Genomic DNA, 21,987 nt, shown 5'->3' with positions numbered 1-21,987 from the left:
AAGGTGTGGTAAGACGGGAAGAGGCGAAATTAGCGCCGGCGATGATCGTCGCCGGCGGGGCCATGAGCCGCGGCTATTTCTGGATCAGATAGCGAATGGTTGGGCCATCCTGCTGAATATCCAGCACCGTATAGCCATGGTTCCTGGCATCGAGTGGAATGTTATTGATCGACTGCGGACAGTCGCTGACTACTTCCAGGATCTCGCCTTTTTGCAGGGAGGGCATCGCCTCCAGAGTGGCCACGGCCGGATAGGGACAGGGTTCGCCGACCATATCCAGGCGATAATCAGGGATGATGTTTTTCATGCGCTCTCCTTCACGGTCCGGACCGCCGTCGACTGGCGGCGGAAAAAATGTCTTTCCCAGGCGATCACCAGCAGCAGGGCGATCAGCAGCAGCAGATAGGTCGCCAGCAGCCCGCCGAAGGGGCCGAAGGCGTTCAGCAGGTTGATTTTCTGCCAGTGGGTGGCGAGCGGAGCGGCGATATCGTCCCAGCACCAGGCGAGCAGCGTTGAGCCAATGACATTGCCCAGCCCAACCCACCAGTAGTGAACCTGGCCCTCCACCGCCCGGTACATCCAGCCGGTTTCACAGCCGCCGGCCAGCACGATGCCAAAGCCAAACAGCAGCCCGCCAATCGCCGCATTGGGACCGGCCCACATAATTTTCGGCGCCATCCCCAATTGCACATAGCTAAAGATACCGATGGCGCTCGCCGCCATGCCGAAGATAATCGCCTTCGCCATCACCGTCCGGCCGGTGATCCACATATCGCGAAAGGCGGACGTAAAGCAGATCTGCGCGCGCTCGATAAGCAGACCGAAGCCGATGCCGAACAGCATCGCCAGGCCGAGCGCCGGGTGGTCTGCGGCGGTGAGCAGGCCCCAGCCGATCATGGCGAAAAAGATCACCATCCCCAGCCGGAAACGGCGGCGCGCCTGCTGCGGTTTTTGGGTTAACGGCGAGGCGGCGGACACCTTTTGCATTTTTACCGGAATGCGAAAAAGGGGCAGCAGCGTGAAGCGGGCGCCAAACCAGGAGCCGATGGCGGTGGCGATGGCAAACAGCCAGGCGTGCAGGGAGAACTGCGGAATACCGGTGAAAAAAGCCGCCAGATTGCAGCCCATCGCCAGACGTGCGCCGAACCCGGCGATGATGCCGCCTGCCACGGCCTGCACAATGCGGATCCGGCTGCGTGGAAAGCGCAGTTTGACGTTATTGGCCCACAGCGCGGCGGCCAGGCAGCCGCCGAACATGCCGATGATCATCCTGCCATCGATGCGGGTCAGCGGCGTCCCTTCGAGATGAATCAGCTGGTAATAGCCCCACTGTTCGCTGTGGACGCCCAGCAGTTGCAGCAGCTGACCACCCCAGCGGGTGAATTCGCCGGTCACCGCCCAGAAGGTGCCGGTGATGCCAAAATAGTAGGTAGAGAGGATGCCCGCCGCGATGACCGCCGGGACAGGGGACCAGAACCGGATAAGCCAGGCCTGTTTGAAGGATTGCCATGTCATAAAAATGCCTCTGAACTCAGAAGGTATTAAAGGTCGATGACCGACCGAAGGGGGCAAATAGTACCCGCCTCAGCGCCTGCTTTCTCTGTTTTGGATCAAGGCCCTACGCTTGCGCCACCACGGCAAGCAGCGCCAGCAGTGCGGGCAGCGCCTGAATATAGAGAATTTTGCGGCTGGCGGTTAGCGCGCCGAAAATCCCGGCGACCAGCACGCAGGCCAGGAAAAAGATAACCACCTGCACCCCCGGCGCCCCCAGCCACAGCCCCCACGCCAGGCCGGCGGCCAGAAAACCGTTATACAACCCCTGGTTGGCCGCCAGCACCCGGGTCTCCCGGGCGAAATCGGCGCTGAGGTTAAAGGCCCGGCGCCCGGCGGGGGCTTCCCAGAGAAACATCTCCAGCACCAGGATGGCGAGATGAATAATAGCGACCAGCGCAACGAGGAGAGTGGCTAACACAGCAGTCCTTAATCAATAAGATGAATGTGTCTGCAGTATAGCTGCAAGCGCTAACGAAGCGGGAGCGCCGCTGCTATAGTGCAGATAGGGTCATGTTTTCTGCCGCGACCAGCGTCGGTTATCTGATTGCCCTTCGGTTTAGTTTAGCGGTGCTAGTATGCCGGGTTCTTTTTTACGGGTGTGGTGTAGGTTACTGAATGTTAAATAAATTATGGATTTTGTTATCAGGGCTACTGGTGGTTGCCATGCCGTCGGCGCAGGCCGGGGAATTAAACCTCTATTCGATGAATACCGGCTCCTATGTTTATCATATGACCGGTAACCACGGACAATATAACGAGCATTTCAATAACAATTTTTTCTCGGTGGAGCGCAAGTTTTCTCAGGATTCAAAATACAGCGTGCTGGTCGGAACGATGAAAAACAGCTTTGACGATCGCTGTTTGACCCTCGGCGTGCGCCGCGACTGGCTGAAAAACGATACCGGCTGGGTGCTGAAAGGGGTGTATGCCTATACCGGGGAATTTTTCTTTGACGCCTTCAGCCACTGTGGGGATTCCGGCACCTACCGCACCGCCAAAAAAATCACCGGCGTCGGTTTTTCGCCCTACCTCTATCATGGTCTGCAATATAACTTCACCGATTATTTCGGTGTGGAAGGCGGCATTATTGTGCCGGCGATCTTTGTGATGAGTATTCAGTGGAGCTTTCGCTAGCCGCTTTATTATCCGGGAAAAGAGCAGGCCGCCTCAGGTGGCCTGCTACTGATGACCTGGCGGCAGGAATTAATGGAAGCCGAGACGGATCAGATCTAACGGGCAAAAGCGGCCCTCGCAGCCGTCGATTTCAACGCAGTCCGCCCGGCGAAGCTGCTCGGCGGTTTTCCCTTCACCATGGATAGCTTTAATCACGCCTGTTGTGCCGTTACCGGCGATCATTACCATGCTGCCGGTAGCAATAGCGTTACGATTACGGTCATAGGTTTTCATGGTCTCCTCCTCAATAAACCAGGGTAAGCAATGATTAAGCGGCTAAAGTAATACGCTTTTTTGCCTAAAAAAGTTTTGAGGATAATCAAATTTATTTTAATAACCCCGGAGCAAAAGGGCCAGAAGTCCCCTCTATTCGCGCCGATCGCATCGCCTGCGTGGCGCGCGACACTGACGGCAATATGTCATTCAGGTTACTGTTTTATGACCAGATTATTAACCTTGCCAGCCCGCGGAAAATAGCGAAAGATGGCGCTATTCGGGTATCAACAGTGCCAGTGCGTGTCCTGAGGGAGCCATGAGTCAAGACGTCACCGCGAAGATGTTAAAGCCCGATTTTGATAGTGAAGTTTCCGGTCTGGTGCATGGTTATCTGTTTCATGAACAGCGCCCCCCGCAGCCCATCGCCTCTGGCGAGGTGTGCGCCCGTTATCAGGCGCTCGCCGATGACAAGGCGTTTATCTGGTTACACCTGAATCTCAATCATGCCACCGCCGAAAAATGGTTAACCAGCCACTTTCCGGTGGCGGACTTTTTCTTCGAGGAGATCCGCAGCGGCTCGCACACCACCCGCATTGAGCGACAGGGGGAGAATCTGTTCGCTGTGCTCAACGATGTGCTGTTTCGTCCGCAGGATACCAGTGCGGAAACCGCCACGCTGTGGCTCTACTGTAGCCCTAAGCTGGTGGTGACGGCGCGCTTCAAACCGTTGCGGTTTATCGAATGGATGCTGCCGCGTCTGCAGACGCTCAGGGTGAATACCTCTACCGAGCTGCTGGCTTTTCTGCTGGAGGAGCAGGAGGAGGTGCTGGAGCAGGTCGTCCGCCAGGCCAGCCGCCATGTCGACCTTATTGAAGAGCGTCTCCTGAGCAATCACGTGCAGCGCAACCGGGCCGATCTGGCACGGCTGCGGCGGATGCTTTTGCGTTTTCAGCGGCTGCTGGCGCCGGAGCCGGCGGCGATGTTCCGGCTGCTTAACCGGCCGCCGGCGTGGATGGATCGTGCAGTGGTGCAGGCGTTTCGTCAGTTCACCGAAGAGTTTAGCGTGGTGCTCAATGACCTGTCCGGCCTGATCGAGCGCATCAGTCTGCTGCAGGAGGAGATTGGCGCCCGCCAGCTGGAGCAGAGCAACCGCACCCTCTACACCCTGACGGTGATCACCGTTCTCGCGCTGCCGATTAACATCGTCGCCGGTTTCTTCGGCATGAACGTCGGCGGGATCCCGCTGGCGAGTAACCACCACGGGTTTATTCTGCTGGTGGTGATAGTCGCCATCTTTACCCTCGGCGCCGGCTACCTGGCATTCCGCCGGCGCGATGACCTGTAGATTGCGCGTCGAATCAGTTGAGGCTGCGCAGGGCGGCAATCAGTCCTTCGACACCGCGTTCCAGCTTCTCGCGCGGGCAGCCGACGTTGAGGCGCAGAAAGCCGTTGCCCTCAGGACCATAGGTATAACCCGGCATAATCGCCACCTTCTGTTCGGCGATCAGCGCCTGCTGTAGCGCGTGATCGTCGATGTTCAGGGGGCGCAGGTCGATCCACGCCAGGTAGGTGGCCTCCGGCGGCTGCCAACAGAGCGCGGGGAAGGCATTATTAAGCGTGTCGGCGACATAGCGCATATTCGCCTGCAGATAGTCACGCAAGGCGTCGAGCCAGGGAGCCCCGTCGCGGTAGGCGGCGATATGGGCGACCAGCGCCGGCACGGAGGGAGAAGAGAGCCCGTCGCGGGCCTTCAGCGCCTGCAGGTAGTTGTCGCGCGCGTTCGCCTCAGGGATAAAGCCATAGGCCCCGGTAAAGGCCGGAATATTAAAGCTCTTCGAACCGGAGGTGAACAGCGCCCATGGCCCCTGAGCGACCTCGCTCCACGGGATATGGCGGTGTTCGCCCCAGGTCATGTCCATATGAATTTCGTCGCTAATCACCCTGACGCCATGTTTTTGACACAGGGCCGCCATGGTTTGGAGCTCCTCGCGACGCCAGACTTTCCCCGTTGGGTTGTGCGGGCTGCACAGCAGCAGCAGGGTATTCTTCGGTTCCGCCAGCGCGGATTCCAGGCGGGCCATATCGCAGTGCCACTGATTATCCGTCAGGGTCAATGGCACCGGGGCAATCTCCCGGCGGTTAGCGGTGATGGTCTTATAGAATGCATCGTAGGCAGGGGTATGGACGACGACGCCGTCGCCTTCGCTCGACCACTGGCGGATGGTTTCCGCCACCATGTAGATAACCGACGGCCCGTAGACCACCGTTTGCGGATCGATGACGCTGTTAAACCGGCTGGCGTACCAGTGGGCAATCGCCCCGAGAAACGCCTCGTTCTGCCAGCGACTGTAGCCGAACACCCCGTGGGCCAGCCGCTGGCTGACGGCGTCGAGAATGCAGGGCGCGGTGGCGAAATCCATATCGGAGATGGTGAACGGCAGCAGGTCGGCGGCGCCAAACCGGTCGGCGACATAGTCCCACTGTGTGCACCAGGTACCGTGGCGGTCGATGGGGGTGGCAAAATCAAACATCGGAACTTCCTTAGCGAATGTCCCCCTCCGCGCGGAAGGGGGACCAGTGGGGTCAGGCCTGCACGGTATTCATCAATACGGCCATTTCATCTTTTACTGACTGCACCTGCGGGCCAATAACCACCTGCAGGTTATGCTGATTGAGCTGAACCACCCCGATGGCGCGATGGGCTTTCAGCGCGGCGGCGTCCACTTTGCTCATATCGTGTACCGACAGACGCAGACGAGTAATGCAGTTATCCAGCGAAACAATGTTCTCGGCGCCGCCGAGCGCCGCCAGAATCGCCGGCACGTTATAGCCGGATTTGCCGATGGTACCGGCGACGGCTTTCTCCACGCTGGCGGCGGTGTCGATATCGCGGCCCGGCGTTTTCAGATTGAAGCGGGTAATGGCGAAGCGGAAGATGGCATAGTAGACCGCGAACCAGATAGCCGCTACCACCGGCACCAGATACCACTTGGTCGCCAGGCCATGCAGGATGCCAAACACCACGAAGTCGATGATATTGCCGTCGGTGTTGCCGATGGTCACCCCGAGCACCGCCATGATGGTAAAGCCGAGACCGGTCAGCAGCGCGTGGATAACATACAGCACCGGCGCGACGAACAGGAACAGGAACTCCAGCGGCTCGGTGGTGCCGCCGACCACGCAGGCGATAACCCCGGAGATCAGCAGGCCTTTAATTTTATGCCGGTTTTCCGGACGGGCGCAGTGGTACATCGCCAGCGCGGCTCCCGGCAGGCCACCGAGGAAGGCCGGCATTTTACCCTGCGACAGGAAGCGGGTGGCGCTTTCGGAGAAGCCGTGGGTGGTTGGGCAGCTTAGCTGCGCCTGGAAGATGGTCAGCGCACCGCTGACGCTGTGGCCACAGACGTCGAGGGTACCGCCGGCTTCAGTGAAGCGGATCAGCGCCACCAGAATGTGGTGCAGGCCAAACGGCAGCAGCAGTCGCTCGCCGGTGCCGAAGATCATCGGGCCAAAATCCCCGGCGCTGTTGATCATCTTCCCGAGGGCGTTGATCCCCATGGCGAAGACTGGCCACACCAGCGGGATAGCCAGCCCGACCAGACCCAGCACCACGGTGGTGATGATCGGCACGAAGCGGGTGCCGCCGAAGAAGGCCAGGGCGTCCGGCAGGCGAATGTTATGGAAGCGTTCATGCAGCAGCCAGACGATAATCCCGGCGATAACCGCGCCGAGGATCCCGGTATCGATCGACGGAATACCGATGATGTTCTGGATATTGTTGGCCTTCAGGATCGCGGCGTCGGTGGTGGGCAGAATGCCTTTCGCCGTCAGCCAGAAGTTGACCGCCAGGTTCATGACCGCGTAGCCGACAAAGCCGGCGAAGGCGGCGACGCCTTTGTTCTCCCGCGCCAGCCCCAGTGGGATGGCGATACAGAACATGACCGGCAGGAAGCTGAAAGCAAAGGAGCCGACTTTGCTCATCCAGATAAAGATGGCCTGCAGCAGCGGCATATCCAGCCACGGCAGCAGCGTCAAAACATCGTGACTGCTTAACGAGCTGCCGATCCCCAGCATGATCCCACAAAACGAGAGCAACGCTACGGGCAGCATAAAGGTTTTTCCGAGCTGCTGGAAAAACTCCCATAAAGTGATTTTTGGTGCTGTTTTCGCCGTCATAACACGGTTCCTGATTCTCAAGTGGTCGGGAAGAACTAACGCCACGGCAAGATAAAACGTTTTACCAGTTTTTAGTGCGATAAAAATCACATAATCAAGCGATAATAAGGTTTATAAAGATTGCACAATGATAAAACGTTTTATCGACAGGCAAGGGAGTCAGCCAGCACGTTATGGCTATCGCAAAAAAGATCACCATCAATGATGTGGCGCAGGCCGCCGGGGTCTCCGTGAGCACCGTCTCGCTGGTGCTGAGCGGTAAAGGGCGCATCTCCAGCGCCACCGGCGAGCGAGTTAATCAGGCCATCGAACAGCTGGGATTCGTGCGCAACCGCCAGGCCGCCTCGCTGCGTGGCGGGCAGAGCGGGGTGATTGGCCTTATCGTTAGCGATCTGTCGAAGCCGTTTTACGCCGAATTAACCGCCGGCCTCACCGACGCCCTGGAAAGGCAGGGGAAAATGGTGTTCCTCACCCAGGGCGGGCGCAGCGGCGAGAAGATAGATCAGCGGTTTGATACCCTCGCGGCGCAGGGGGTCGACGGGGTGATCATCGCCGGGTCGATCGATCGCGGGAGCGAACTGCGCGAGCGGGCCGCGCAGGCCGGCGTGCCGCTGGTGTTTGCTTCCCGCGCCAGCTACCTTGACGATGTCGATCTGATCCGCCCGGACAACATGCAGGCGGCGCAGCTGGTGACCGAGCATCTTATCCGCCGCGGCCATCAGCGGATCGCCTGGCTTGGCGGGCAGAGCTCCTCGCTGACGCGCGCCGAGCGGGTCGGCGGCTATTGCGCCACCTTGCTGAAATACGGTCTGCCGTTTCACAGCGAATGGGTGCTGGAGTGCGAGTCGAGCCAGAAGCAGGCGGCGGAGGCGATGGCGGGGCTATTGCGCCAGAACCCGACCATCACCGCGGTGCTGTGCTACAACAACGTGGTGGCCACCGGCGCGTGGTTTGGTTTACTGCGGGCCGGAAGGCAGAGCGGAGAGGATGGCGTCGAGAGCTATTTCGAACAGCGGGTGGCGCTGGCGGCCTTCGCCGACGTGCCGGAGGCGGCGCTGGATGACCTGCCGCTCACCTGGGTAACGACCCCGGCGCGCGAGATGGGGAAAACCCTGGCAGAGTCGATGCTGCGACGGCTGGAGGAAGGCACCGGCGAGGCGCGAAACCAGATTATGCCGCCGCGGCTGGTGACACGGAAATGAGGGAGACGGCGCGCGATGGCCGTCTCCTGAGACGATAAGTTACGGCTGCGGGGCGGCGTCGTCCTGCTGAGGAGCGGCGTCATCCTGTTGCGGCTGGCCTTCCTGCGGCGCCGCGTCCGGTTGAGCAGGCGCTTCCAGACCAAACATCGCGGCAAAATCCTCCAGCGGCATTTTCTGTCCGTTCAGCGTCACCTGGCCGTTAGCGTACTGCAGGCTGCTGCTGATGGCGTTATCTTCCATGGTGGTGATGCGGAACATCTGGCCCATCGCCGCCAGGCCTTTGACCTGCTGATCGGCGAGTTTGGCCGCATCGGCTGGCTGGTAACCTTCCAGACCGGCGATTTTGGTCATCAACTCCGTCGCCATATCCACCGGGATCACCACCTTGCCGTCAAGGGACTGCACCACGCGATCCAGACTGTCCGCCAGGGTCTGCGGTGGGGTGGTCACCTGGGCCGGATCCTTCAGCAGAACCGACAGATTCAGGGTACTTTCCCCTTTGGCATTGCGCCAGCTCAGCGGAGAGATGGTCACCGATGGGTTGCCTTTAAGCAGGATCGGCAGCGCATTGAACAGGGTTTCGGTTAACGCCTGCTGGTACAGTTCCGGGTTTTGCGCCAGTTCCGGTTTTGCCAGCAGCGCCTGAGACTGTGCACTGTACTGCTGACTAAACTGGTGCCACGCCTGACCGTCGACATTATCCACTTTCAGCGTCAGTTTGCCGCTGCCCATATCCTGTCCCTGCAGCTTGAGGCTGTTGACGGTGTAGTTCACCTGGCTGTTCACGCCTTTGCCGTCCTGGGTCAGCGTCGAGCCGCCGTCCAGCGCCATCCCGTCAACCAGCGCCAGCTCTTTGCCTTCGACGCTGATGGCCAGTTTATCGAGGGTCATTTTTTGCTGGCCGATACGTTCGTTGAAGCTGGCCAGTTCGGTGGCGCCGTCGGTGGTCAGGTTGACGAAGCGCAGCTGTACCTTCTGATTATATTCGTTGAGCGCATCGATCTGCCCGCTGCCGGCCTGGCCCTTCAGGCTGATGTTTTTGCCGTCGCGGTCGGCGTCGAGCTGGAACTGACCGCCGCTGAAGGTGACTTTCTCATCACCTTTGGCATAGTCGAGGGCATTGAGCACGATCGCCGACTGGCTGTCGCCGCTGTAGGCGATGCGTGTATCGACGGTAAAGGGAGTGTTGCCTTTGGCGATCTCGAACAGCGCCTGGCTGGCATCATTTTTCACCAGCGTGGTGTGGACCGAGGCCATCGCCGGCGCCAGATTAAAGGTTTTTAATGAGGCCAGCGGGAAGGGTCCATGATCGACCACCTCGTCAAGTACCACGCTCTGTCCGGTGGCCAGCCAGCTGTTGGCCTGACCGGCGATCGGCTTAACCACCAGCTGCAGATGGCTGCTGAACAGCCCGCGCTGGTAATTCTGATAGCTCAGCTCCAGACCTGATTCCGGCGCGCTGCTGCGTAGCTGCGCGTTAGCCTGCTGCACCATATCGGCGATCCGGCCTTCCAGCTGTTTGCCGGTGTACCAGGCGCCGCCTGTCCATACCACGCCCAGCGCCACGATGATGCCTGCTGCGACCAGCGATTTTTTCATAGCATTTGTCCATAAATGAAGCCAGGCGGAGAGACCGCCTGGCTGAGTTGTCATCATTCAGTAAGCGCGACCTGAAAGGTCAGTCACTTACTGGAGCTTATTGAACACGCGCGCCACGCGGCCGCGTCCGCTGACCTGCACCGGTGATTCGTTGGCGGCCACGAAAGCCGACTCGCCCGGCTTGAGCGTCAGGCTCTGGTCACCTTTGTGCAGTACGGCTTCGCCGTCGACGCAGAAAATAATCGCCGCGCTCGCCTGAGCCAGATCGCTGGCCTCGGCGGAGAGGTCGTGCAGCGAGAAGGCAAAATCTTCCACCGGGATCGGGAAGTCCAGCTCTGCGCCGTGCTGCTGCGGCTGGGTCAACAGCTCACCCGCCGGTTTGGCTTCGAACTTGACGTTAGCGACCAGCTCAGGAATATCAATGTATTTCGGCGTCAGACCGGCACGCAGTACGTTATCCGAGTTGGCCATCACCTCCAGCGCCACCCCCTGCAGATAGGCATGCGGCGTTTCGGCGAACAGGAACATGGCTTCGCCAGGGTTCAGTTTCACCACGTTCAGCAGCAGCGGCGAGAAGAGGCCGCTGTCGTCCGGATAGAATTCCGCGATCAGACGGATAGTCTGCCACGGTTCGCCCTGTTCACGGGCCAGTACGTCGCGCAGCACCTGCAGCGCCTTGGCTTTTTCCTCACCCTGCATATTGAGCAGGCTGGCAAACAGCTGGCTCAGGTGAGTCGCGTCCGGCTGCTGCAGGAAGGCGCCAATCGCCGGATGCGCGCTAGCCACCGGCTGCAGCAGGGTGACAATCTCGCTGAACTCGCGAAACGCATTCATCGCCAGGAACGGCGTCAGGGCAAAAACCAGCTCCGGCTTGTGGTTTGGATCTTTATAGTTACGCTCGGCGGCGGAGAGCGGGATGCCGGCGGCGTTCTCGCGGGCGAAACCTTCTTCCGAGGCCTGCTTGTTGGGATGGACCTGAATAGAGAGCGGCTGAGCGGCGCACAGCACTTTAAACAGGAACGGCAGCTCACCAAAGCGGGCGGCAACCTTGTCGCCGAGCAGGGCGGTTTTATCCGCGTCAATCACCTCGCGCAGCGAACGCGGCTGGCCGTCGGCCGCCAGGATCTGCGAGCTGCTCTTCGGATGCGCCCCCATCCACAGCTCCGCCATCGGCAGGTTGTCCGGGTTGGCAATGCCATACAGTTCAGTTAAAGCGGTGTGGCTTCCCCATGCGTAGTTCTGTACGGCGTTGATCAGCTTTTGCATTCTCATTCCCTGTATCAATCAAAGTAAAAATTATTGCTCTATTAAACCAGTAAACCGTGGAGAAGCAACTGCTGAAAGAAAAAGTCGTCCCTGTCTCAGTTTTTGTTAAAAAATTGTGTAAGATTGATCGACTCGCTTTTCTACAGGCACATGGAGTCCCTGCCTGAAACATAATCAGCCAAAGCAGTAAGTGAGAGTACAATGTCGAATAAACCGTTTGTTTACCAGGATCCTTTTCCCCTCAAAAAGGATGACACCGAGTATTATCTCCTCAGCAGTGATTACGTCTCCGTCGCCGAATTTGCCGGCCAGGAAGTGCTAAAAGTCGACCCTCAGGCGCTAACCCTTCTGGCGCAGCATGCTTTCCACGACGCCTCCTTTATGCTTCGCCCGGCGCATCAGCAGCAGGTGGCGGATATCCTTAACGACCCGGAAGCCAGCGAAAACGACAAATACGTCGCCCTGCAGTTCCTGCGCAACTCGGATATCGCCGCCAAAGGCATTCTGCCCACCTGCCAGGACACCGGCACCGCGATCATCATGGGTAAAAAAGGCCAGCGCGTGTGGACCGGCGGCGGTGATGAAGCCGCTCTGGCGCAGGGTGTGTACAACACCTATATCCAGGACAACCTGCGCTACTCGCAGAACGCGCCGCTGGATATGTATAAAGAGGTTAACACCGGTACCAACCTGCCGGCGCAGATCGATCTTTATGCTACCGATGGCGATGAGTACAAATTCCTCTGCATCGCCAAGGGCGGCGGTTCGGCGAACAAAACCTATCTGTACCAGGAAACCAAAGCGCTGATCACCCCGGCGAAGCTGAAAAACTATCTGGTTGAGAAGATGCGCACCCTCGGGACCGCCGCTTGTCCGCCGTACCATATCGCCTTTGTGATCGGCGGGACTTCGGCGGAAGCGACGCTGAAAACCGTGAAGCTGGCCTCCACCAAATACTACGATGGCCTGCCGACCGAAGGTAACGAGCATGGCCAGGCGTTCCGCGACATTCAGCTGGAGCAGGAGCTGCTGCTGGAAGCGCAGAACCTTGGCCTCGGCGCGCAGTTCGGCGGGAAATACTTCGCCCACGATATCCGGGTGGTCCGTCTGCCGCGTCACGGCGCTTCCTGCCCGGTAGGGATGGGCGTCTCCTGTTCCGCCGACCGCAACATCAAAGCCAAAATCAACCGCGACGGCATCTGGATCGAGAAGCTGGAGAGCAATCCGGGGAAATATATCCCTGAGCATCTGCGCCAGGCCGGGGAAGGCGAAGCGGTGAAGGTGAATCTTAACCAGCCGATGAGCGAGATCCTGGCGCTGCTGTCGCAGTACCCGGTGTCCACCCGTTTGTCGCTGAGCGGCACTATTATCGTGGCCCGCGATATCGCCCACGCCAAGCTGAAGGAGCTTATCGACAGCGGTGAAGCACTGCCGCAGTACGTCAAAGATCACCCGATCTACTATGCCGGTCCGGCCAAGACGCCGGACGGTTATGCCTCCGGCTCTCTGGGACCGACCACCGCAGGGCGCATGGATTCTTATGTTGATCTGCTGCAGTCGCGCGGCGCGAGCAAGATCATGCTGGCGAAAGGCAACCGCAGCCAGCAGGTCACCGACGCGTGCCACAAACACGGCGGCTTCTACCTCGGCAGTATCGGCGGCCCGGCGGCGGTACTGGCCCAGCAGAGCATCCGTAGCCTCGAGTGCGTGGCGTATCCGGAGCTGGGTATGGAGGCTATCTGGAAAATTGAAGTGGAGGATTTCCCGGCGTTTATCCTCGTCGATGATAAAGGCAATGACTTCTTCCAGCAGATCCAGACGTCGCAGTGCGCCCGCTGCGTGAAGTAACCCAGACCGCCCTTCGGGGCGGCTCTGGCCGATGACAAACCGGTTTTCGTTATTGTGATCGCCTTTCTGCCGGGTGGCGGCTTTCGCCTTACCCGGCCTGCGAAAAACAGCAATATTAAACAGTTAGGCAATTCTCTGTAGGCCCGCGCAAGCGCAGCGCCGCCGGGCAATCCCGACGATTGCATTTTGTCAGCGGTCTGGGCCGCCCTTCGGGCGGCTTTTTTATGTCGCTTCGCGGCACGAACCACCAAAACAACTTATAAATCTGGCCAATACTTAGTCTTTTAAGCAGGTGAGCTTTGTCGCTATGACGCACTTTGAATCCAAGGAGAAAGTAATGACAACGCATCGCAGTGAAAAAGACTCGATGGGCGCCATCGACGTCCCGGCCGATAAACTCTGGGGCGCCCAGACCCAGCGCTCGCTGGAGCATTTCCGCATATCAAGCGAAAAAATGCCCGGGGAGCTGATTTACGCCCTGGCGCTGACCAAGCGGGCGGCGGCGAAGGTTAATCAGGATCTCGGGTTGCTGACGGCGGAGAAAGCCGGGGCGATCGTCGCTGCCGCTGACGAAGTCCTCGCCGGAAAGCACGCGCAGGAGTTTCCGCTGGCTATCTGGCAGACCGGCTCCGGCACCCAAAGCAATATGAATATGAACGAGGTGCTGGCCAACCGCGCCAGTGAACTGCTGGGCGGTGAACGGGGGATGGCGCGAAAAATTCATCCCAATGACGATGTGAATAAGAGCCAGAGCTCAAATGACGTGTTCCCCACCGCCATGCACGTCGCGGCGCTGATTGCCCTGCGGGAAAAAGTGATCCCGTCGCTGCAGGCGCTGCGGGCGACGCTCAATGAAAAAGCGGTAGCCTTCAGGGATATCGTCAAGATCGGCCGCACCCATCTGCAGGACGCCACGCCGCTCACGTTAGGCCAGGAGATCTCCGGCTGGGTGGCGATGCTGGACCATAGCCTGAAGCACATCGAAGCCAGTCAGCCGCATCTTGCCGAGCTGGCGCTGGGCGGGACGGCGGTAGGAACCGGGCTGAATACCCATCCGGAGTATGCCGTGCGGGTGGCGGCCGAGCTGGCGTCGCTCAGCGGACAACCATTTGTCACCGCACCAAACAAATTCGAAGCGTTGGCCACTGTGGATGCCCTGGTCCATGCCCACGGCGCGCTGAAAGGCCTCGCGGCGTCCCTGATGAAAATCGCTAACGATGTCCGCTGGCTGGCCTCCGGCCCCCGCTGCGGCATTGGCGAAATAGCCATCCCGGAAAACGAGCCAGGGTCATCGATTATGCCCGGCAAGGTTAACCCAACCCAGTGCGAAGCCCTGACCATGGTCTGCTGCCAGGTGATGGGCAACGACGTGGCGGTGAATATCGGTGGCGCCTCCGGCAACTTTGAGCTTAACGTCTATCGCCCGATGGTCATCCACAACTTCCTGCAGTCGGTGCGTCTGCTGGCGGACGGCATGGCAAGTTTTAACGAGCACTGTGCGGTGGGTATTGAACCGAATCGCGAGCGGATCAGCCAGCTGCTCAATGAGTCGCTGATGCTGGTCACTGCGCTGAATACCCATATCGGCTACGACAAGGCGGCGGAAATCGCTAAAAAAGCCCACCATGAGGGGCTGACCCTCAAAGCCTCGGCGCTGGCGCTGGGCTACCTGACGGAAGCCGAATTCGACAGCTGGGTGCGCCCGGAAGAGATGGTCGGCAGCCTGGCTACTCGCTAGCCAGCCAGAGGTGCAGGCGCGGGATAAGTAATCTCAGCGACTGCGCCTCCGGTTTGTAGCGGTACTGGACATTGTCGGCGTCATAGTTCAGCAATTCGCCGATATCCGGGACGCTGACCCCCTGGCTGCCGGATATCAGCGCGATCAGCGGGCTGGGGCAGGCGTACTGCACCTGTTTCTGCTCGCTGGCGTACCAGACGCGGGCAATCGGCTGCACTTTCACCGGCCGTTTGATTTTCAGCCGCGCCCGCTGCGGCAGGGCGGCGATGTCCTGATACTCCCTCTCAAGCTTGCTCTGCCACTGCTCACGGGTCCACGGCGGCACCGCCCGCGGTGATTGCAGGCTTTTCTCCAGCATCATCAATACCTGGTCGCGGGTCAGGTTCTTGATCACGTGTTTATTGGCCCAGCCGAAGCGGATGGTGCTGGGGTCGATAAGGGGCGTCAGCGTGCGGTAGGCGCTGAGGGTGATCAAGCCCGGCAGGTGGCGATGCACCCATTCAAAACGGGCAGTGGGGGGCAGGCCAGAATCGACGGTGACGATTTTCTCGAAGGTGGCCTTCAGGGCGTTAATATGCTGAATGCGCGCCAGCAGATCCTGCTGCTCCGCGGCGGTGACCTGCAGGCAGATAGCCCCCGGCAGACGAACGGCGGCTTTGCTGCTGCGGGTTTCCGACTGCTGCTGGATAAACAGATGGCTGTAGTGGCGCAGGGCGAGGGCCAGCGCCGCCTTGCCGATGTGTTGTACCACCGGAATGTTCGCCAGCGGATCGTGCTCGGCATCCTTACTGACCGCCGGCAGTTCAAATACCCGGGCCGCCAGCAGCCGGCAGCTGCTTAGCGCCTGCTGGAGCGTCTGCAGCTCCAGCTCGATCTGACGAAAGGTATCATTCAGACGTTCAACAAGGTCGTAGCGGGCCATCGATTCACCTTAGTTACAACATACTATTTGATTTTTACAGCATACGCAGCGCGCGGCCGCTGCGCAAGTTTTATTCAGGCAGAGGTAAAATCGGGCAACTGATGATAAACCGGCCAGCTAAAGCAGAAGCGGGCGCCGCCGAGAGGGCTGGCCTCACAGCGCACGTCACCGCCCATCGCCTGGGCAATACTGTGCACAATCGCCAGGCCGAGGCCACAACCTCCTGTCGCCCGATCGCGGCTGGGGTCAAGACGGACAAAGGGCTCAAACACCCGCTCGCGCTCTTCGGGAGCGATTCCCGGGCCGTCATCCTCGACCTGCAGCGACGCGCGCGGACCCTGCAGGGTCAGGCTGACCGCCACCCGCTGGGTGCTGTAGCGCAGGGCGTTATTCACCAGATTATCCAGTACCCGCTCCATCAGCCGCATATCCAGCGCGCCGTAGTTGCCGTGGGTCAGCGTCGCCAGAGCGACCTCGCGCTGCGGGTTGACCATCTGGATATCCTCGACGTGATCGCTGATCCAGGCGGGAAAGTCAGGCGTCGTCAGGCTGAGTTCCGTCTGCGGGCGGTCGAGGCGGGCGTAGGTCAGGAGCTCTTCAATCAGCGCCTCCAGCTGGCCGATATCGCGGTTCAGCGCTTGCGATTCCGCCTCGGTGAGGTTTTCGCTCATCTCCAGACGGTAGCGCAGGCGGACCAGCGGCGTCCTGAGCTCATGGGCGATACCGTCAATCAACTGCTTCTTACTGGCAATGAGGGCGTTAATGTTATCGGCCATCTGGTTAAAGGCCACGCCGAGCCGTTCAAAGCTGGACATGCTGTCAAAATGAATGCGCTCGCTGAAGTGGCCCTCGCCAAAGCGCTGGGCTGCGGTTTCAATGCGCAACATGTCCTGCCAGTGCGGACGCATCCAGATAAACACCGGAAAGGCCAGCGAGATAGCAATAAACGCCATCAGCGCCACGTCCAGCAGGCGCATTTCATGCAGAAAATAGAGATAAGGCACCGGGCCCACCGACAGCACATAATGGCTGCGGGGAATACGCTGAATAAAGGTGTACTGGTCATCCAGCGCGACAATATCGCCGGCGCGCAGGTGCTGCATCGAGCTTTCCGACAGCTTAAATTTGCTCATCGGCTCGATGTGCAGGTCGAACGACAGATTAAGGTCCAGCTCTTTAAGCGTCTTGCTCCAGTCGCGCGGCGGAATTTCCCGCAGCTCGCTGCGCATCAGATACAGTGAGCTTTTCATCAGATCGTCAAGCGACTGCCGTCCGGCGCGCTCAGCGGTAAATTTATAGACCAGACCGACCAGCATGGTCATTACCAGAAAGCAGACGAAGAGCAAAAGATAGAACTGCACAAACAGCTTTTTCATTAAATCTCACTTAAATCAGAATGTTAATTACCTATCTTTTGCCTTCATGGCGCGGTGCGGTATGTGTCTTTCCGCTAAAGCAGTGATGCAGGAACGAAACCAGACCGCAGTCCAGGGCGTTTGTCACGGCAGAATATACCGCAAAATCACTTCTGCGTTTCACGCCCGGTTTAATGCGCTATCAAAGCAGGGTTCACCCTCACTGACAACATCCCGTACGCATAAATAATGACGGAGCCCTTATAAGCGCAGCAGTCCGCCATCCACCACATACTGGGAACGGACGTTGTTGGCCATGATGGTATCGAACTGCGTTTCGGTGGTATTTTCCACCGTAGAAAAGGCGAGCTGCCCGGCGTTCAGCCACAGGCCATCCAGCATGCCAAATGATTCTACAGACTCGGCGAGGGCATGCGCCGCCTCAGGTTTCGCACCATCGTTCTGAAGAAACCAGGCGCGCTCGGGCAGCAATGTGCGTAACGACGCCAGTTTTTGCTGGTGGCGCCCGGTCAGCATCACTTCGCCCCCTTCATCAATAATGCGCATTGCCCCCGCCAGACCAATACCGCTGCTCGCCCCTGTAATCACAATTTTCTTACCTGAGAACCGTCCCATTGTCTCTCCCGTACCGCGTGAGCGTTGAGTTAACTCACACTAGAACAATGAAAATTTATTGTAAAACGACCATCTTTGGGGGCTCGGGATGTTGCACCTTGCCATCTTTGTGGCGCCGGTATACCCGGTATAGGTCGCGTCATCCGGGATGATATCGGCCGGGAATATCTGAATTAGTGACGTTGTCACAAATTAATTATAACCACCAGACCTGCACTACCCTGGAGCGTCGAGCGGGGTATCGCTACTCGCGAAAGTAGGGAATATCCACCGGATAGAGGGTCGTCAGACTCAGCAGACGACAGCGCACCAGCTTTTCCGTTTTGGCATACCAGTAAGCAAATTCGCCGGTGGTCTGGTGGTAAATCATCTGATCGAGGTTGGCAAACGGGATCACCAGCAGCGGTCCCTGGCGAACGTGGCCGCCTCCCGTTTCAAAGTGATGCTGTCCCCAGGATTGCTGGGTATGTTCATAGCGGTGGAGGATCACCTCGATTTGCCCGCGCTGCGGACAGAGGAGTCGAATATCGGCGTTGTCGAGGGAAAAAGCCCAACCAGAGAGTGAAGTGAAGAGTGAGAGTGCCAAAAGTACAACGTATTTCATCATGCAAAAGTCCTGTGTTTTCAGGCTTTATGCCACTCTGATAACAGTAAGTCCTTGAGCACAATCATATTGAAGGCTTATGTGATGGGGAACTGTACGGCTAAATCTATTGATTTACGCAATATGACTAATTCGCAGCGGGCAGCGGGCGCGCAGAGGGAAACCCGCGCAGTTGCCCTAAGCAGTAAAAGTTGAGGTGGTTACTGCCGGGGAGTGCGCCATAAAACGGGCCCCTCGCAGGGCCGCGGGAGAAGCTTAGTTGTCCCAGGCGTGTGGGGCGAACAGGTAGCCTTTGTTGCGAACGGTCTTAATACGATAGGGCTCCGTGGCGTTGTCGAGCAGTTTTTTGCGCAGGCGGGAGATAGCCACGTCAACGCTGCGATCCATCCCGTCGTAGGTGACGCCGCGTAAATTTTTCAGCAGCGCGTCGCGGTCCATAATTTGCCCGGCGTGGGTGGCCAGCTCCCACAGCAGATCGAAATCGGCCGTCGACAATGCGACGCTTTCTCCGCCAAGCAGCACCTGGCGGTTGACCGGGTCAATGGTCAGCGAACCAAAGGAGATGGTTTTGTGCGGCGTGAGTGTTGCCGGGGTACCGGCGCCGGCGCCCGCCGGAGCGATATGCTGGCGTAAATGCAGACGCAGTCGCGCGAGAAGCACCGCTGGCGGCGTGGTTTTCAGGATATAATCGCTGGCGCCCATCTCCAGGGAGAGGATATGGTTCATGTCGCTGTCGAGTGAGGTCAGCAGGACAATGGGCCCTTGCCATTGCCCGCGCAGATCGCGGCAGAGCGTCATCCCGTCTTTGCCGGGCAGCATAATGTCCAGCAGCACGAGGTCCGGTTTCTCCCGCGCGATCACGTCCTCTGCGCGGTCGCCGCGAGGCTCGACCACCACCTCCATATCATGCTTGCCGAGATAGGCGGCGATCAGCGCCCCAACCTCAGGGTCATCCTCAACAAAAACGATTTTATTCATGTCTATTGCACATCAGTAAAAGAAGTAACATACACTGCGTCTATTTTACCCGCCATTACTCTTTTATAAACAGCGCTATTTCCGCTATGCTGCGCTAACTTGTTGATTCATTGTTAAGGCATAAGGACATGGGGCTGTTAATCAAAGGGCTGCTGGGTGCGCTGGTGGTGGTGCTGATTGGCGTGCTGGCAAAAACGAAAAATTACGCTCTCGCCGGGCTGATCCCGCTGTTTCCTACCTTTGCGCTCATCGCCCACTATATCGTCGCCAGCGAGCGCGGTATTGAAGCCCTGCGCGCCACCATCGTGTTCGGCATGTGGTCGATTATTCCCTATTTTGTCTATTTGGTATCGCTGTGGTACTTCACCGGGATCATGCGCCTGCCGTTGGCGCTGGCAGGCGCGGTGGGATGCTGGGGGCTATGCGCCTGGCTGTTAATCCTGGGCTGGAACCACTTCCACTAGCGCAGCGGGCGGCCGCCGTCGACGGCGAAGGACCGGCCGGTGACGTAGCGGCTGGTAAACAGATAGTCGATAAGGTCGCTAATCTCTTTTTCGCCTGGGGCGATTTTCATCAGCGATTTATCCAGCGCCTGCTGACGATAGGCTTCGTCGTCACCCTCATTAAACATAATCAGCGACGGGGCGATGGCGTTGACCTTGATCTCCGGCGCCAGCTTGCGGGCGAAGGAGCGGGTCATATTGTCCAGCGCGGCTTTGCTGGCGGCGTAGGCGATATGTTTATCGCTGCCGCGCTCCACGACGTAATCGGTAATATGGATAATATCACTGGCGGCATGGCCGTGGCCGCGCAGCAGATCCTCCAGCGCGTGGTTGAGCAGATAGGGGGCATGGACGTGGATCTGCATCATGCGGTTGATCACTGTGCTCAGCGCTACCCCCGGCTTCTCCGCCATCCAGTCGCTGGCGTTGTGGATGATGGCGCGCAGGCCGCTGGTGTGCGATTTGACCGCTTCGGCGAAGGTCAGTATGCCGTCATCGCTGCTGAAATCGGCCTGCAGACAGAGGGCGCCCGCGTCGCGCAGGCCATCGATCGCCGGATAGGGCGTGCGATAGCTGACGATGACCGGCTGGTGTTGCAGCAGAAAATGGTGTGCCAGCGCGAGACCGATGCGGCGGCCTCCTCCTGTGATCAGAACCGGGCGGGGCTGTTGTTCAGCCATGGGTATCTCCTATGCGTTCTGCGGCAGGGCGAGCGCTTACCCCACCAGCATCCACGTTGCCGGCACAGCGGCAACCAGCAATAAACCAATTAGCGCCAATTCGCGGCGTTTGAGCGAACGATCGTGCTGGTGCGTACGTCGAGCGTACAAAAAGACCAGAAGACCCGGAGCGTAAAGTACCACCGACAACAGCAAATGCACAGGTCCCGACGCGTATAATAACCATAAGCCATAAATGCAGGCGCCGATACCCACCGCTTTGTGCAGCGGGCGAGTGGCGATTTTCAGCAGAAAGGCGCCGACCAGCAGATAGGGAACGAGGATCATCTCTGAGGCGATGGTCAGCAGGGTGCCGTAGTCCGACCCGGTCAACCAGATCAGCACCAGCGATACCTGAACGCTGATATTGGTCAGCCACAGCGAGGCGGACGGGGCATTGTTGCGGTTCTGGCGCGCAAACAGGCGCGGGAAGGCTTTATGCGTGGCGGCCAGGAAAGGCACTTCCGCAGCCATAATCGTCCAGCTCAGGTAGGCGCCACACACCGACACGATCAGGCCCGCCGCAATCACGATTTCTCCCCACGAACCCATCATGTTGACCATCAGTCCCGCCATCGACGGGTTACGCATACCGGCCAGTTCGCTGCGCGGCACCACGCCCAGCGACAGCAGGGTGACCAGTAGATAGACCGTGAGGGCGGAGAGCACCGCCAGCAGCGTTGCGCGACCGACATCGCGCTTGTGTCGGGCGCGGGCAGAAACCACGACGGCACCTTCCACGCCAATAAACACCCACAGGGTGATCAGCATGGTGTTTTTAACCTGCTCCCACACGGGGATTCCCAGCGCCAGTCCGCGGAAATCGAGGCGGAACGTATCCAGCTGGAAGGCCAGGGCGGCGAGCGCGATAAACGCGCCCAGCGGCAGGAGTTTGGCGAGGGTGGCCACCAGGTTAATCCCCGCCGCCGTCTGCACGCCGCGCAGGACCAGAAAATGGACAACCCACAGCAAAACCGAAGCGCCAGCGATAGACTGCCAGGTGTTGCCATCGCCAAACAGGCGCAGCTCAGGGGTATCGGTGAAGAAACTGAGCGCCGAAAAGACGATGACCAGATAGGAGACGTTGGCGATCACCGCGCAGAGCCAGTATCCCCAGGCGGAACAGAAGCCAATCAGCTCACCGAACCCTTCGCGGGCGTAGGTGAAGATCCCGCCGTCGAGGTCGGGGCGAATGCGGGTTAACAGCAGCATGGCGAAGGCGAGGAACAGGATCCCGACGCCGGTGATGGCCCAGCCGATAAGCAAAGCGGAGGGGCTGGCTACGGCAGCCATATTTTGCGGCAAACTGAATACGCCAGCGCCGAGCATTGAGCTAAGGACCAGGGCGGTCAGGGCGCTCAGGCCCAGTTTCTTTTCCATTGCATTCCCGAGGTGAAAATGGCTGTTCCAGAATATTTATTTTGCGAAATCGCATAAAAATGGAGGATTGCGCTAAGGCGCGGGATTTTACGGAGTGTCCGGGAGCCATGCAATGGCG

21 protein-coding genes are annotated in these 21,987 nt (G+C 59.0%); 6 read left to right on the top strand and 15 right to left on the bottom strand.

Annotation, left to right across the window (positions count from 1 at the left end; all coding sequences use genetic code 11):
- Positions 1–73 precede the first annotated feature (73 nt).
- From yedF to R0140_RS14780, 3 genes are all read right to left on the bottom strand, one after another.
- On the bottom strand, positions 74–307 hold the full coding sequence (yedF, locus tag R0140_RS14790; protein WP_002903233.1) for a sulfurtransferase-like selenium metabolism protein YedF: 234 nt from the start codon (positions 305–307) through the stop codon (positions 74–76).
- Entirely contained in the window at positions 304–1,515 is a 1,212-nt protein-coding gene (yedE, locus tag R0140_RS14785; RefSeq protein WP_012541906.1) for a selenium metabolism membrane protein YedE/FdhT, read from the bottom strand. Before yedE ends, yedF begins: the two co-directional genes overlap by 4 nt.
- 103 nt (positions 1,516–1,618) lie before the next feature.
- Positions 1,619–1,972 (bottom strand): DUF1304 domain-containing protein, encoded by a 354-nt coding sequence (locus R0140_RS14780; protein ID WP_022066007.1) that lies wholly within the window; start codon positions 1,970–1,972, stop codon positions 1,619–1,621.
- A gap of 236 nt (positions 1,973–2,208) precedes the next feature.
- Between R0140_RS14780 and R0140_RS14775 the strand changes: the two genes are divergently transcribed.
- Complete coding sequence (locus tag R0140_RS14775; RefSeq protein ID WP_162493319.1) at positions 2,209–2,688, top strand: hypothetical protein; 480 nt, start codon at positions 2,209–2,211, stop codon at positions 2,686–2,688.
- A 69-nt stretch (positions 2,689–2,757) separates the two neighbouring features.
- On the opposite strand, the gene ydfZ is transcribed toward R0140_RS14775, so the two are convergent.
- A complete protein-coding gene (gene ydfZ, locus R0140_RS14770) occupies positions 2,758–2,961 on the bottom strand; it encodes a putative selenium delivery protein YdfZ (protein WP_004151566.1) in 204 nt (67 codons plus the stop codon).
- 298 nt (positions 2,962–3,259) lie between these two features.
- Here ydfZ and R0140_RS14765 point away from each other — a divergent pair, with 298 nt between their 5' ends.
- The gene (locus R0140_RS14765) at positions 3,260–4,288 is read left to right on the top strand and encodes a CorA family divalent cation transporter (RefSeq protein ID WP_008805082.1); all 1,029 of its coding nucleotides are present in this window, start codon (positions 3,260–3,262) and stop codon (positions 4,286–4,288) included.
- A gap of 13 nt (positions 4,289–4,301) precedes the next feature.
- Here R0140_RS14765 and R0140_RS14760 read toward each other — a convergent pair whose 3' ends face one another.
- A complete protein-coding gene (locus R0140_RS14760) occupies positions 4,302–5,474 on the bottom strand; it encodes a MalY/PatB family protein (RefSeq protein ID WP_032754241.1) in 1,173 nt (390 codons plus the stop codon).
- Between the two features lie 52 nt (positions 5,475–5,526).
- Complete coding sequence (malX, locus tag R0140_RS14755) at positions 5,527–7,119, bottom strand: maltose/glucose-specific PTS transporter subunit IIBC (protein WP_012541901.1); 1,593 nt, start codon at positions 7,117–7,119, stop codon at positions 5,527–5,529.
- Between the two features lie 173 nt (positions 7,120–7,292).
- On the opposite strand from malX, the gene R0140_RS14750 reads away from it, so the two are divergent.
- Positions 7,293–8,321: a Mal regulon transcriptional regulator MalI gene (locus R0140_RS14750; protein WP_008805079.1), complete on the top strand. Its 1,029-nt coding sequence runs from the start codon at positions 7,293–7,295 to the stop codon at positions 8,319–8,321.
- 39 nt (positions 8,322–8,360) lie between these two features.
- On the opposite strand, the gene R0140_RS14745 is transcribed toward R0140_RS14750, so the two are convergent.
- Together R0140_RS14745 and manA are read right to left on the bottom strand one after the other, a co-directional pair.
- Complete coding sequence (locus R0140_RS14745; RefSeq protein WP_012541899.1) at positions 8,361–9,920, bottom strand: YdgA family protein; 1,560 nt, start codon at positions 9,918–9,920, stop codon at positions 8,361–8,363.
- 87 nt (positions 9,921–10,007) lie between these two features.
- Complete coding sequence (gene manA / locus R0140_RS14740; RefSeq protein WP_008805077.1) at positions 10,008–11,186, bottom strand: mannose-6-phosphate isomerase; 1,179 nt, start codon at positions 11,184–11,186, stop codon at positions 10,008–10,010.
- 201 nt (positions 11,187–11,387) lie between these two features.
- Between manA and fumA the strand changes: the two genes are divergently transcribed.
- Complete coding sequence (fumA, locus tag R0140_RS14735) at positions 11,388–13,034, top strand: class I fumarate hydratase FumA (protein ID WP_232687822.1); 1,647 nt, start codon at positions 11,388–11,390, stop codon at positions 13,032–13,034.
- Between the two features lie 337 nt (positions 13,035–13,371).
- Positions 13,372–14,772, top strand: coding sequence for a class II fumarate hydratase (gene fumC / locus R0140_RS14730; protein WP_012541897.1), 1,401 nt, complete (start codon positions 13,372–13,374; stop codon positions 14,770–14,772).
- Here the strand turns inward: fumC and tus are convergent.
- The 5 genes from tus to rstA form a co-directional block, all read right to left on the bottom strand.
- Positions 14,762–15,694, bottom strand: coding sequence for a DNA replication terminus site-binding protein (tus, locus tag R0140_RS14725; RefSeq protein ID WP_130999888.1), 933 nt, complete (start codon positions 15,692–15,694; stop codon positions 14,762–14,764). The two genes, fumC and tus, sit on opposite strands and share 11 nt — an antisense overlap.
- A gap of 74 nt (positions 15,695–15,768) precedes the next feature.
- Positions 15,769–17,070: a two-component system sensor histidine kinase RstB gene (rstB, locus tag R0140_RS14720; RefSeq protein WP_008805073.1), complete on the bottom strand. Its 1,302-nt coding sequence runs from the start codon at positions 17,068–17,070 to the stop codon at positions 15,769–15,771.
- A 240-nt stretch (positions 17,071–17,310) separates the two neighbouring features.
- Positions 17,311–17,685: an SDR family NAD(P)-dependent oxidoreductase gene (locus R0140_RS14715; protein WP_012968337.1), complete on the bottom strand. Its 375-nt coding sequence runs from the start codon at positions 17,683–17,685 to the stop codon at positions 17,311–17,313.
- A gap of 244 nt (positions 17,686–17,929) precedes the next feature.
- Entirely contained in the window at positions 17,930–18,292 is a 363-nt protein-coding gene (locus R0140_RS14710) for a hypothetical protein (protein WP_008805071.1), read from the bottom strand.
- A 252-nt stretch (positions 18,293–18,544) separates the two neighbouring features.
- Positions 18,545–19,267 (bottom strand): two-component system response regulator RstA, encoded by a 723-nt coding sequence (gene rstA / locus R0140_RS14705; protein ID WP_023322533.1) that lies wholly within the window; start codon positions 19,265–19,267, stop codon positions 18,545–18,547.
- Positions 19,268–19,395: 128 nt separating this feature from the next.
- Here rstA and R0140_RS14700 point away from each other — a divergent pair, with 128 nt between their 5' ends.
- A complete protein-coding gene (locus R0140_RS14700) occupies positions 19,396–19,731 on the top strand; it encodes a GlpM family protein (RefSeq protein ID WP_008805069.1) in 336 nt (111 codons plus the stop codon).
- Here R0140_RS14700 and folM read toward each other — a convergent pair.
- Positions 19,728–20,450, bottom strand: a complete 723-nt coding sequence (gene folM, locus R0140_RS14695) for a dihydromonapterin reductase (RefSeq protein WP_012541894.1) — start codon at positions 20,448–20,450, stop codon at positions 19,728–19,730. The genes R0140_RS14700 and folM overlap by 4 nt on opposite strands.
- 36 nt (positions 20,451–20,486) lie before the next feature.
- Entirely contained in the window at positions 20,487–21,869 is a 1,383-nt protein-coding gene (locus R0140_RS14690; RefSeq protein WP_008805067.1) for an amino acid permease, read from the bottom strand.
- Between the last annotated feature and the right edge of the window lie 118 nt (positions 21,870–21,987).

Origin of the sequence: Klebsiella sp. w6 (assembly GCF_033100215.1) — a bacterium.
Lineage (GTDB): Bacteria > Pseudomonadota > Gammaproteobacteria > Enterobacterales > Enterobacteriaceae > Klebsiella > Klebsiella variicola.
Note: the sequence above shows the minus strand (reverse complement) of the source record. Positions and strands in the feature narration are given on the sequence as shown.